The organism is Micromonospora sp. NPDC047620, assembly GCF_043205005.1.
Classification (GTDB): Bacteria; Actinomycetota; Actinomycetes; order Mycobacteriales; family Micromonosporaceae; genus Micromonospora.
Window position 1 is genome coordinate 23,561 of record NZ_JBIDDG010000026.1, and the last position, 12,074, is coordinate 35,634.

Genomic DNA, 12,074 nt, shown 5'->3' on the forward strand with positions numbered 1-12,074 from the left:
CGTCAGTGGCGCCGATCAGCTCACCCGGAGCACGGCCCGGCGGTCACTCGTCACATGCCCCGGAACGACGCTCCGACAGCAACGAACCCGTCGATGCCGACCATGACCGTGGCACCAGGCCGGCGGCCTGCGCATCTCCTGAAATGCGGCGCAGGCCGGTCACCTGGGACTTCAGCGGGGCGCGGGAACGATCGCGGTCCGCCGGCGTCGGGCCCCGACACGTCCCGGCCGCCGAAACGGCACCGCGACAGCGAGCGACGACGAGAGCACGCACAGAGATGCCGACGTGCGGCGGCAGTTGGAATCGTGAGCCGCGGCGTCATCGGCCTCACCCGATGGGCGCCCTCCCCCTGTCGAACACGAGGAGTGTGATTACCGGTGACCACGCCGAACATCCCTGCGCGGACCGCGAGAAGCCCCCTCTCGAGCCGGACGAGCCATTTCGTCCTGCCGAAGCAATGGGCGTCGATGCGCCGGGCCGAGCAGCTCGAACGGGAAACCGGGAACCGGGTCATCCACCTGGAAAAGGGCGACTTCCAGGGCGAGGAGTTCCGCCCGGCACCACACATCCTCGAGGCCTGCGCCAAGGCGGTGCACGACGGGCACGTGCGCTACGTGCCCGGTCCGGGCCTACCGGAGCTGCGGGACGCGATCGCGGAGGAGGCGACGCGTCGGGGACGCCCGACCGCCCGCGAGGAGGTCCTGGTCACCATGGGTGCCAAGCACGCGCTGACGCAGAGCCTGCTCACGCTGGTCGACAACGGCGACGAGGTCATCTTCCCCAACCCCGGCTATCCGCCGGACGAGTTCTGGATCACCTATGCCGGCGGGCGGGTGGTCTACGCCCCGCTGGTCGAACCGGACTTCCACTTCGACATCGATCAACTCGCCCGCCTGATGAACGACCGCACCAAGGTCCTGATCATCAACACCCCGCAGCGACCCAACGGGATGACCGTCGACCGGTTGGCGGAGATCAGCGCGCTGTGTCAGCGGCACGACGTCATGGTGATCTCGGACGAGATCTTCAGCCACATGGTCTACCCGCCCGCCGAACACCGCACCATCGCCGCCGTCGAGGGCATGGCGGAGCGGACGCTCCTGGTGGACACGTTCAGCAAGAGCTACATCATGACCGGCTTCCGGATCGGCTGGTGCGTGGCGAACCGGGACCTGATCACCGCCATGGACATCTTCCAGCAGAACTCGGTGACCAACGTGCCCGCGTTCGTCCAGATCGCCGCCCTCGCGGCACTCACCGGGCCGCAGGACCACGTCATCGCCACCCGCGACCGCCTGCGGGCCAAGCGCGACCGGACGGTCGCGGCGCTCGACGCGATGCCCGGCATCAACTGCACGGCCCCGGACGGCTCCTTCTACGTCTTTCCGGACATCCGTGGCACCGGAATGACCGCCCAACAGTTCACCGACCACCTGATCGACCGGTATTCGGTGGGAGTGGTCGCGGGCACGGCGTTCGGCGACCGGGGCGAGGGGCACGTGCGCATCACGTACGCCGTCCCGGACGACGTCCTCGAGGAGGGCCTGAGCCGAATCCGCCAGGCCGTCGAGAATCTCGGGTGACCGCATGGACATCGGTCGGATGTTGGCGTGGGGCGCGGCACGCCACCCCGAACAGCGGGCGGTGGGTGGACGGCGGCCGCTGACGTTCCGCCAGTGGGACGCGTACACCAACCAGCTCGCCCGCACGCTGGCGGACCTCGGCGTTCGGCGCGCCGACCGCGTCGTGCTCCACCTGGCCAACGGCACGGAACTGGCCGGTCTCTACCTGGCGGTGCAGAAGCTGGGGGCGGTGGCGGTGCCGCTATCGACGCGGTTCGGCCCCGCGGAGATCGGGCACTGCCTGCAGGACTGCGCTCCCGTGCTGGTCGTCACCGACGCCACCACCTCCAGTCAGTCCCGGGCGGCGCCGGTCGCCCTGCCCGACGCGCCGAGGCGGGTGTACGCCGGTGACCCGCGGGACGCGCCCGCCGGCGAGGTCGCGTTGGCGCCGCTCGTCGGGGCGCAGCCGGACGGCCCGATACCCGTCGCCGTCGACTCCGGCGACCTGAGCGTGATGCTCTACACCTCGGGCACGACGGGACGTCCCAAGGGAGTTCCCCGTACGCACGCCGCCGAGCACGCAGCCACCGTGGCGCACGTGCTGCAGTCGGGGCACCGCAGCGGCGACGTCGCGCTCGGAGTGATGCCGCTGTTCCACACGATGGGTGTCCGCACCCTCCTGGCCAGCCTGCTGGTCGGCGGCACCTGGGTACCTCAGCGCCGGTTCGACGCCGACGAGTCGTCGGAACTCATCGTGCGTGACGGCGTCACCTCGCTGTACCTGGTGCCCACCATCTACTGGTCGCTGCTCAACACCGGTCGGATGCACGAGCTGACGTCACTGCGGCGGCTCGGGTACGCGGGGGCGCCCATGGCCCCCGACCTCGCACGCCACCTGGCCGGCACGGTCCGTCCACGCACGTTCGTCAACCACTACGGCAGCACCGAGATCTACACGTTCACAGTCGAGCCCGATGTGGCGGCACGGCCGGGCAGCGCGGGCCGCGCCGGGATTTTCTCCCGCGTGCGTGTCATCGCCAACGCGGCCGGTGCCGGCGCCGAGGACGTGGTGGCTCCGGGCGAGCCGGGACAGGTCATCGCGTCCATGGACTCCCCGGAAGCCTTCTCGGGCTACTGGGCACGGGGCGACGCCGACGAGGCGGCGATCCGCAACGGGTGGTACCACACCGGCGACCTGGCGATCTGCGACGAGCAGGGCAACCTGTGGTACCAGGGTCGCGTCGACGACATGATCATCTCGGGTGGCGAGAACATCTACCCCGCCGACATCGAGGCCGCGCTGGCCGCCTCCCCCGCCATCGGCGACAACGTCGTGGTGGGGCTACCCGACGAGCGGTGGGGACAGGCGGTGACGGCATTCGTCGTACCCCGCGCGGGGCTCGACCCCGAGAAAGCCGTCCGGGAGGTCCAGCACTTCATCCGGACCTCATCAGGGTTGCCGTCGCTGAAGCGCCCCAAGCGAGTTGTCGCCGTGGACCGGATTCCGCGCTCCCCCGTCGGCAAGATCCTGCGTCGGCAGCTCACCGACGGCGGGTACGACGCCCTCGCCGACACCGCGTCGGGCCCGCACATACCCAACGGACCGGAGGTGCCAGCACGATGAGTGTCCTCCCGATGCGCGCGGCGTCCCTCGCCGGCCTCGCCGGCCGCACGGTGATCGTGACCGGCGCGGCCGCCGAGATCGGCAGCGCGTACGTGCGGGCGTTCACCGCGACCGGCGCGAACGTCGTGGCCGTCGACCTGCTGCGGTCCGCCCGGCAGGCGCTCGCCATGACCCGGGCCGCGACGCGCGACGGTCCCGGCCGCGCGGTCTTCGCCCCCGCCGATGTCGCCTCCGAGTCCGACTGGCGGCTGGTGGTGGAACGGACCGTCGCCGAATTCGGCGCCCTGGACGTGCTCGTCAACAACGCGGCCGTCTATCGGAAGATCAGCGAGAAGCGCCCCCTGACCGACCTCGTCGTCGAGGAGTGGGACGACGTCTTCGCGGTCAACGTGCGGGGCACCTGGCTGGGAATCCGAGCCGTGGCGCCGACCATGACGGATTTCGGCGGCGGCAGCGTCGTCAACGTGTCCTCCGTGGTGGGGCGGATCGGCGCGGTCGGATTCGCCCACTACGTCGCCTCCAAGGCAGCGGTGGAGGGGCTGACCCGTGCCGCGGCCCGGGAACTCGGCGGACAGCGCATCAGGGTCAACGCCATCGCCCCCGGCCTGGTCGACAACGACGCCAGCAGGTCACTGAACACCGAGTCGTACCTCACCGCGTCGGCCCGGGCGCGCTCCCTGGCCAGACCGATGCAGGCCAACGACCTCGTCGGCCCGCTGCTCTGGCTGGCGTCGCCGGCCTCGGCGTTCGTGACCGGGCAAACCGTCATCGTCGACGGCGGGCAGGTCTTCTCATGAACCCCGACATCCCGCCCGCCGAGCCGGACGCGTACGTGCGACCGGTGGATCCGACGACCCTCGCGCCGCTGACGCCGGTTGCGGTCACGACCGGCGCCGAGCTGGACGAGGCGGCGGCGCAGGCCCACGGGGCGCTACGCGGCCCGTGGGCGCTCGACGCACGACGCCGGGCCGCCACGCTCCACCAGTGGGGCGAGGCGCTCGCCGCGCACGCGGCCGAACTGGCCGACGCGCTGGTGACCGAGACAGGCAAGACCAGGTCCGAGGCCCATCAGGAGATCCGTGCCTGCGTCGACGCGTTGACCTACAACGCCGGGCTCGCCCGACACCTCGGCGGCATCGCCGGCACGCTGCCCGACGGCACGGTGGCGCACGTCGTCCGGGAACCGGTCGGGGTGACCACGTTCATCGTGCCGTGGAACTGGCCGATGCTGCTGCTCATCCGGGACCTGGCGCCGGCGCTGGCCGCCGGCGTCACCGCGCTGGTCAAGCCGGCGCCGCAGACCAGCCTCGTCACCGGCCGGGTGCTGGCGCTCGGCCGGGAGGCCGGGCTTCCCGCCGACGTCGCGCACCTCGTCGTCGGCGGTCCCGCCGTCGGGCGGGCCAGCGTCGCGCACCCCCTGGTGCGGGCGGTCGCGTTCACCGGTTCGACCCGGGTCGGTACGGAGATCCTGCGCACCGCAGGCGACGGAATGAAGCGTCACCTGCTCGAACTCGGCGGGAAGGCGGCCACCGTCATCTGCGCCGACGCCGATCTGGAGGCGGCGATCGCCGCGGTCGTCAAGGCGGTCGTGGTGACCTGCGGGCAGATGTGCATGGCCTGCACCCGCGTCCTGGTGGCCCGCCCGATCCACCAGGACGTGCTGCAGGCCGTCACCGCCGGTCTCGACGGCGTCCGCGTCGGTCACCCAGGCGACCCGGTGACGGAGATGGGGCCGCTGGTGTCCCCGGCCGCCGGGGACCGGATGGCGGCGACACTGGCCGACGCTGCCGCGCGGCACGGCGTGCACGGCGGCCAGCGCGTCCACCTCGACGCTCTGGCGGGGCACTTCGTCCGGCCGGCCGTCGTCACGGGGGCGACACCGGACTCGCCGGTCGTCCAGCGGGAACTGTTCGCCCCGGTGGTGACCGTCGAGCCGTTCGACGACGAGACCGAGGCGGTGCGGCGGGCCAACGCCACACCGTACGGCCTCGCGATGAGCGTGTGGACCAGGGACCTCGACCGCGCGTGGCGCATCGCCCGTCGCCTCGAGGCCGGCACCGTCTGGATCAACGGGTACAACCACTCGTACCCGGAGACACCCAGCGGAGGCTTCAAGTCCTCGGGCATCGGCCGCACCCGCGGAACCGTCGGGCTGGAACAGTTCACCGAGCTCAAGCACATCCACTTCACCGTCCGCGCTCCCGGCGGCCGACCGTGACCATCCCCGCCCCGTCGACCGGTACGTCACCGGGCTGGCCCGCGGCGCAGAACCTACGGTCATGGCTGACGAAGCTCGACGCGAACGGTCGCCTCGGCCGGGTACGGTCACAGGTGGACCCGGACCAGGAGGTCTCGGCCGTATTGGAGCGCCTCGACGGGCGGCGGTCGGTGCTCTTCCTCGACGTGGCCGGCGCATCGTTCCCCCTCGCCGGAAACCTGGTCCGCAGCCGTGACGACCTCGCCGAGGCGATGGACTGCCTCCCGCACGAGACGACCACCCGCTACCTCGACGCACTGACCGCACCACGGCCCTGCGCGTCGATGCCCGACGCCGCCGCGGCGGTGCTCGCCCACCGCTTCGACGGCGACGCGCTGCTGTCCCGGCTTCCCCTCACCGTGCAGCACGAACACGACGGTGGCCGCTACCTGACCTCGGCGATCCTCGTCGTCAGAGACCCGGCGACCGGAAAGACGAACCTGTCGATCAACCGCATGCTGGCCGTCGGCGAACGGACCCTCCGGACACTCGTCCTGCCGGGACGCCTGCGCCGGATCCTGACCGCGACGGAACGCCGCGGGCTCGACCTCGACGTGGCGATCGTGGTGGGCGTCGATCCGCTGCTGGCCCTCGCCAGCCAGGCCCCGGCGGCGGACCGCGCCCTGGACGACCTCGAGGTGGCCAGCGCGCTACGCACGACACCGCTTCCGGTCGTCGCCTGCCCGACCAACGGTCTGCCGGTGCCGGCCGACGCCGAATTCGTCCTCGCGGGACGCTTCCGTGCCGGCGTACGCGCGCCGGAGGGGCCGTTCGGCGAGTTCCCCCGCACGTACGGGCCCACCGCTCCGGCGCCCGTGATCGAGCTGACCGCCGGCTGGCACAGCGGTGCGGCCGTTTTCCAGACGATCCTCTCCGGTGGCCGCGAGCACTTCCTCCTCGGCGGGGTACCGCGCGAGGCGGCGCTGCTGCGGATGCTGCGCCAGGCGCACCCCGACGTGGTGGCGGTCCGGCTGCCGGAGGCCGGCTCCTGCCGACTGCACGCCGTGGTGTCCGTACGCGGCGGCGCTGCCGCATCCGCGGTGAACGTCCTGCTCGCCACCCTCGGCGGGGCCAGCGCGGTCAAGTACGCGGTGGTGGTCGACGACGACGTGGACATCCACGACGACGAACAGGTGGGATGGGCCCTGGCGACGCGGGTGCAGGCGGACCGGGACGTCGTCGTCATTCCCCGCGCCGCCGGCAGCAGCCTCGACCCGTCCGCCGTCGGGGGTATGACCGCGAAACTGGGCATCGACGCCACCGTTCCGGCGGGCGGGCACGACCGCCATGCCCGGATGCGAACCCGGCCAGGGCGGCCGGAGCGGATCGCACGGTACCTCGCCGAGGCCGCCTCCTCATGATCAACGGCAGGCCCGGCACCCCGCGCCCACGCGACCCGCTGGCGCGGTCCGCCGCCCCGCGGCCGGGCGCAGCAACAACGGCTGGGCCGCCCGGCCCCAGAGACGGAAGGTCACCATCTGTGGCATCAGACGATCTCAGCCGAATCCTCGCCGCCCTGGCCGATCCGACCCGGCGGGCGATCATCGCCCGGCTCGTGTCCGGCGAGGCGAGTGTCACGGAGCTGGCCGCCCCATTCGCCATGAGCATGCCTGCAGTCAGTCGCCACCTCCGCGTGCTCGAGCGGGCGGGTCTGGTACGGCGGCGGCAGGACGCGCAGCGGCGCCCCTGCCGGCTGGACACCGGGCCCCTCGATGTGGCGTCGGCATGGCTGGGGGGCATCATCGCCGACGCGGACGCGACGCCTGCCGCCGTGCGAACGAAACGGGACGCCCCAGTTTCCGACCCGCAGCAGGGCACCGCCAAATAGCGCGGAATTCCGTCGGCCCCCGCACCCTTCTCCGTGCCGCGTCCACCATTTTCGACCCTGGTCGCTCGCCGCGCGACAAGCAGCAGGTCACCGGGCATCAAGGGCAGTCAGGAAGATGCTCGCCGAACGCCCCGACTGAAACGATCCCACACAGAGCCGGCCCGGATGGCGATTCGACGCCGCTCGGACGCCGAAACGGTTTCCTGTCGACGTGTCGCAATCGTTCATTACACAAGGGAGACGAATGTCAATGAGCAAATTCGTCGGAGAACGTGCCGTGGTGCTCGGGGGCAGCATCACGTCGCTCTTCGCCACCAGCGCCCTGTCGGAAAGCTACCGCGAGGTAATCGTGGTCGACCGGGACGAACTCCTCGGCGTGCGCGAGGCACGTCGGGGCGCGCCTCAGGCACGGCACATCAACGGCCTGCTGGCCCGCGGCGCCCGCGCCATGGAGGAACTCTTCCCCGAAATCACCGCGCAGATGATCAGCGCCGGGTGCCCGCAGACCGACCTGTCCGGCACGGTGCGGTGGTACTTCAACGGCAAGCCCCTCAAGCAGGTCCGCGCTGGCCTCACCAACGTGGGCGCGCGACGGCCGATCATGGAGGCCCACGTCCGGGAGCGGGTGCAGGCCCTCGGAAACGTGACCTTCATGGAGCGCTATGACATCACCGGCCTCTCCACCAACCCCGACCGGTCCCGGGTGACCGGGGCCCGGGTACAGCGGCGTGACGGCGGCGCGGAGGAAACGCTGGAGGCGGACCTGGTCGTCGACGCCACCGGCCGCGGCTCCCGCACGCCTGTGTGGCTGGAAGCCCTGGGCTACCCGCGCGTCGAGGAGGAGGGCACGAAGATCGGTCTGGGCTACGTGACCCGGCACTACCGGCTGCGTACCGACCCGTTCGGCACCGACCACTCGATCATCGCGGTGGCGAACCCGACCCTGCCCCGCGGCGCCATCTTCACCAAGACCGACAGCGGCCTGGTGGAGTTGACCGCCTACGGTCTCCTGGGCGACCACCCGCCGACCGACCCGGACGGCTTCAACGCGTTCGTCAAGACGCTGGCGGCGAAGGAGATCCACGAGGCGATCATCGAAGCCGAGCCGCTCGACGACCCGGTGCTGTTCCGATTCCCGACCACGCTGCGGCGCCGCTACGACCGGATGCCCCGGTTCCCGGAGCGACTGATCGTGCTCGGCGACGCGGTGTGCACCCCGAATCCGGTCTTCGCCCAGGCGCAGAGCCTCGCCGCCCTGCAGGCGCTGGCGTTGCGGGACCGGCTGCGCCTCGGGGCCCCACCCAGCTCGCTCGACTTCATGCGCGAGGTCGGCCGGATCATCGACCCCGCCTGGGACATGACCGAAGGGATCAACCTGAGCTTCCCCGGCGTCGAGGGTAACCGGACTCCGATGCTCAAGCTGATGCAGGCGTACATGTACCGCGTCCAGATCGCCGCCACCCGCGACGCCGCCGTCACCGAGCAGTTCATGCGGTCCGCCGGCCTGGTCGATCCGCTCGAGGCGCTGATGCGCCCCAGCATGATCCTCCGTGTGCTGCGCGGCTCCCGGCCGCAACCGCAAGCCGCCGCCTGAGGCACCTCGCCCCCACGCCAGCCCCGCCCGGCACCGGTGCCGGTGGGCGCCGACCAGCCCGGTCGGCGCCCACCGCCGCTCGCATCCTCATCCCCTGTTGCCTCGCCCGATCCTGTCGGCACCGCCGACGGGCAACCCGCACCCGGAGGTGCATCCATGACGATCACACAACCCGGAGCGCGGCCGGAAACCCCCGCGGGGACCGGCACCCGTTCCCGCCTGCCGTCGCTGACCGGTCTGCGGGCAGTCGCCGGCCTGTCGGTGTTCATCACGCACGGGCTCGCCCTGGGCCTGTTCACCGACCCTGCCGTAATGGTCGAGTACATCCGCTACGGCGCCAACGCCGGCATGTTCGGCCTGAGCTTCTTCTTCGTCCTCACCGGCTTCGTGGTGACCTGGACGGCGTCATCGAAGGACAGCGCGTGGCAGTTCTGGCGTCGCAGGTTCTTCAAACTCTTCCCGAACCACGTCGTCGTGTACGCCATCATCATCGCGCTGTGGATCCCCACCGGGGTGCCGATCAAGGCGGTGGAGGCCCTGGCCGGGCTGCTACTGGTCAGCGCCTGGTTCCCGTCCGAATCCTTCCTGTTCAACAACCTCAACGGTCCCATGTGGTCGGCCAACATCGATGTGCTGGCCTACGCGGCGTTCCCCCTGCTGTACGTCCTGGTCAAGAAGATCCGACCGAACCGCCTGTGGGCCTGGGCCGTGGGCGTGACCGCCCTGTCGGCGCTGGTTCCGGTAGTCGCCAACGCCTTCCTGCCCGACCAGCCGCCATCCCTCGTGGCGCCCGAGGTCTCCTGGCCACAGCACTGGTTCGGCTTCTACTTCCCGCTGACGCGGGCACTGGAATTCGTGGTCGGAATCATCATGGCCCGCATCGTCCTGACTGGCCGGTGGATCGGTCTGGGGGCGCTGCCGGCCTCGCTCCTGACCATCGGCTTCTACCTGGCAACCCTCGACGTGCCGGTCTTCTACGGCTACACCTTCGTGCCGCTCATCCCGATGGCCCTGCTGATCCCCGCCTTCGCGGTCGCGGACGTGCGGGGCCGCCGGACGCTGGCCAACGGCAAGCTGATGGTCTGGCTGGGCGACCGGATGTACGCCTTCTTCGTCATCCACGTCACCGTGATGTTCATGGTCCACGCGTCGTTCAGCGGAGAGAACGGCGTAGTGGGCATGTACACCCGCACGACGTTCGACCTCGGCACCGGAATCCTCGTCCTGATCTCCACGTACCTGGTCTGCCTGGTCCTCGCGTCTATCCTCTACGCGCTCGTCGAACAGCCGGTCATGCGCCGGTGGTCCCGGCCGCGACGGCGAGACCACCGGCAGGAGGGCCTGACGGGCCCGATGCCCGGCGCCGCCGGCGAACGGACCTCCTGACCAGCCTGACCTACCGCAGGCGGAAACCCGCGGGTACGACGACAGGGCCGTTCGACACACGCCGACGGCCCTGTCGTCGTACCCGCGGGTCAGGCCCAGCCGTCGGTCAGCACGGCCAGGACCACCGGCCGCTCACGGGGCCCCGGCACGACGTGCGTGGCCACGCGCAGCGTGCCCGACACATAGACCAGCCAACCCGACCGCGACGCCGGAGCGAGTGTCAGGGGAACGCACGTCGGCAGGTGCAGCCGCCGCAGACACCGTAGGACGGCACCCGTACGGCAGGCGGCCTGGTCGTGGCTCTCCCCCGCCAGCTCCGCCGCCTCCCGCGCCAGCGCGGCATGCTCGGCCAGCGACCGGTCCCACTCGGCCGGGGAGGACGTCCGCACCGCCGCGACGTCACAAACCAACCGGCCGGCGCCAGTCACCTCGAGGGACACGCCGTCTGCCGTCGCCGTGACGGTGGTCATGGCGCCCCGGTGGAGCGGACCGCCCGTGGGCACGGGCGCGCTCGCCCCTGCGTGTGCGACCCCGGCCGTGGGGTCCGCAGCCGGTCGCACCGCGACGGCCAGCTCGACGCCGAGGAGGTCGCGAAGGGCCGTCTCGACGCACGCTGACAGAGCGGCCATGTTCGCCGGGACATCAGCCGCACCGTCGACAGGCGCGGCACGGCGGGACGCGACCGCCCGGAACGGCGACGCGGCCGGCAGTCGCGACACGACTGCCGGACGGCTCACCACGGCACCTCGATGCGAGCGTGGTCACCGCTGACAATGCGGTGGCCGGCGTGCCGATCACCGCGGCCGATCTCGGTTCCGCGACCGATGATCGAGTCCGTCAGCCGGGTCACCTGCGAGATCTCCGCACCGTCCATGACGACGGACCCTGACAGCTCGCTGCCCCGGATGAGGCAGTCACGGCCGACCGAGGTGTAGGGGCCCACGTGACTATCCTCGATCACCGAGCCGGGGCCGATGATCGCCGGACCTTCGACATTGCTGCGAATGATCCGCGCACCCGCTCCGATGGACACCCGGGGGCCCACGGCACTGCACGGATCGACGTCGCCACCGCGGTGCGCGTCGATACCCTCCAGTAGACGTCGGTTGCCCGCCAGGACGTCGTCGCTGTCGGCCACGTCCTTCCAGTAGCCGGTGTACTCGCTGGCCCGTACGGCGACACCCTGGTCCACGAGCCACTGCACCGCGTCCGTGAGCTCGAGCTCGCCGCGGCGGCTGGGCCGGATGGCGTCGACGGCCAGGTGGACCACCGGGGTGAAGAAGCAGGCCCCGATGAGTGCGAGGTTGCTGCGGGGCCGCTGGGGCTTCTCCACGAGACGGACGACCCGGCCGTCCCGATCGAGTTCGACCACTCCGAACGGCCGCGGGTCGGGGACCTTCTGCACGAGGAGGTGCGCGCCGGCGCCGCCCCGACGGAACTCCGCGGCACCGCCGCCGAGGCCGTCGGGAAGCAGGTTGTCGCCGAGGTGGAGCAGGAAGTCGTCGTCACCGAGATACCCCCGTGCGACCCGCACGGCGTGCGCGAGTCCCTGCGGCGACTCCTGAGTCAGGTAGGTGATTTCGACGTCGTTCCAGGATCCACTCCCGAGCGCCTGCCTGATCTGCGGTCCGTGGTCGCCGACCACCATGCCCACCTCGGTGATCCCGATATCGCGGATCCCCTGTAGGACGTGCTCGAGCAACGGCCGGTTCGCCAGTGGAACAAGTTGTTTGGGCAGCGAGTGGCTGATGGGCCGCAGCCGGGTACCCGAGCCGCCGGACAGCACCAGAGCCTTCACGATTTCTCCCGTCGGTTCGGGCGG

General features: G+C 71.2%; 10 protein-coding genes. 8 read left to right on the forward strand and 2 right to left on the reverse strand.

Going from position 1 to position 12,074, the window contains the following annotated elements; translation table 11 throughout:
* The first annotated feature begins 468 nt into the window (after positions 1-468).
* The 8 genes from ACGF5C_RS26345 (at position 469) to ACGF5C_RS26380 (ending at position 10,252) form a co-directional block, all read left to right on the forward strand.
* Complete coding sequence (locus ACGF5C_RS26345) at positions 469-1,584, forward strand: pyridoxal phosphate-dependent aminotransferase (RefSeq protein ID WP_393305780.1); 1,116 nt, start codon at positions 469-471, stop codon at positions 1,582-1,584.
* A 4-nt stretch (positions 1,585-1,588) separates the two neighbouring features.
* The gene (locus tag ACGF5C_RS26350; protein WP_393305781.1) at positions 1,589-3,187 is read left to right on the forward strand and encodes a class I adenylate-forming enzyme family protein; all 1,599 of its coding nucleotides are present in this window, start codon (positions 1,589-1,591) and stop codon (positions 3,185-3,187) included.
* Positions 3,184-3,984 carry an SDR family NAD(P)-dependent oxidoreductase gene (locus ACGF5C_RS26355; RefSeq protein WP_393305783.1) on the forward strand — a complete coding sequence of 267 codons (801 nt, stop codon included), beginning with the start codon at positions 3,184-3,186 and terminating at the stop codon, positions 3,982-3,984. Before ACGF5C_RS26350 ends, ACGF5C_RS26355 begins: the two co-directional genes overlap by 4 nt.
* On the forward strand, positions 3,981-5,405 hold the full coding sequence (locus ACGF5C_RS26360) for an aldehyde dehydrogenase family protein (RefSeq protein WP_393305785.1): 1,425 nt from the start codon (positions 3,981-3,983) through the stop codon (positions 5,403-5,405). Before ACGF5C_RS26355 ends, ACGF5C_RS26360 begins: the two co-directional genes overlap by 4 nt.
* Entirely contained in the window at positions 5,402-6,805 is a 1,404-nt protein-coding gene (locus ACGF5C_RS26365) for a UbiD family decarboxylase (RefSeq protein WP_393305787.1), read from the forward strand. Before ACGF5C_RS26360 ends, ACGF5C_RS26365 begins: the two co-directional genes overlap by 4 nt.
* 119 nt (positions 6,806-6,924) lie before the next feature.
* Entirely contained in the window at positions 6,925-7,272 is a 348-nt protein-coding gene (locus ACGF5C_RS26370) for an ArsR/SmtB family transcription factor (protein WP_393305789.1), read from the forward strand.
* 250 nt (positions 7,273-7,522) lie between these two features.
* Entirely contained in the window at positions 7,523-8,866 is a 1,344-nt protein-coding gene (locus ACGF5C_RS26375; RefSeq protein WP_393305790.1) for an FAD-binding monooxygenase, read from the forward strand.
* Between the two features lie 156 nt (positions 8,867-9,022).
* On the forward strand, positions 9,023-10,252 hold the full coding sequence (locus ACGF5C_RS26380; RefSeq protein WP_393305792.1) for an acyltransferase family protein: 1,230 nt from the start codon (positions 9,023-9,025) through the stop codon (positions 10,250-10,252).
* Between the two features lie 89 nt (positions 10,253-10,341).
* Here the strand turns inward: ACGF5C_RS26380 and ACGF5C_RS26385 are convergent, their stop codons facing one another.
* Both ACGF5C_RS26385 and ACGF5C_RS26390 read right to left on the reverse strand, forming a co-directional pair.
* Entirely contained in the window at positions 10,342-10,722 is a 381-nt protein-coding gene (locus ACGF5C_RS26385) for a hypothetical protein (protein ID WP_393305794.1), read from the reverse strand.
* 263 nt (positions 10,723-10,985) lie between these two features.
* Positions 10,986-12,050 (reverse strand): glucose-1-phosphate thymidylyltransferase, encoded by a 1,065-nt coding sequence (locus ACGF5C_RS26390; protein ID WP_393305796.1) that lies wholly within the window; start codon positions 12,048-12,050, stop codon positions 10,986-10,988.
* Between the last annotated feature and the right edge of the window lie 24 nt (positions 12,051-12,074).

Excerpts from the sequence above, each read along its gene's own strand:
- ACGF5C_RS26355 (WP_393305783.1), top strand. The coding sequence starts at position 3,184 with ATGAGTGTCCTCCCGATGCGCGCGGCGTCCCTCGCCGGCCTCGCCGGC.
- ACGF5C_RS26380 (WP_393305792.1), top strand. The coding sequence starts at position 9,023 with ATGACGATCACACAACCCGGAGCGCGGCCGGAAACCCCCGCGGGGACC.
- ACGF5C_RS26360 (WP_393305785.1), top strand. The coding sequence starts at position 3,981 with ATGAACCCCGACATCCCGCCCGCCGAGCCGGACGCGTACGTGCGACCG.
- ACGF5C_RS26350 (WP_393305781.1), top strand. The coding sequence starts at position 1,589 with ATGGACATCGGTCGGATGTTGGCGTGGGGCGCGGCACGCCACCCCGAA.
- ACGF5C_RS26385 (WP_393305794.1), bottom strand. The coding sequence starts at position 10,722 with ATGACCACCGTCACGGCGACGGCAGACGGCGTGTCCCTCGAGGTGACT.
- ACGF5C_RS26345 (WP_393305780.1), top strand. The coding sequence starts at position 469 with ATGCGCCGGGCCGAGCAGCTCGAACGGGAAACCGGGAACCGGGTCATC.
- ACGF5C_RS26375 (WP_393305790.1), top strand. The coding sequence starts at position 7,523 with ATGAGCAAATTCGTCGGAGAACGTGCCGTGGTGCTCGGGGGCAGCATC.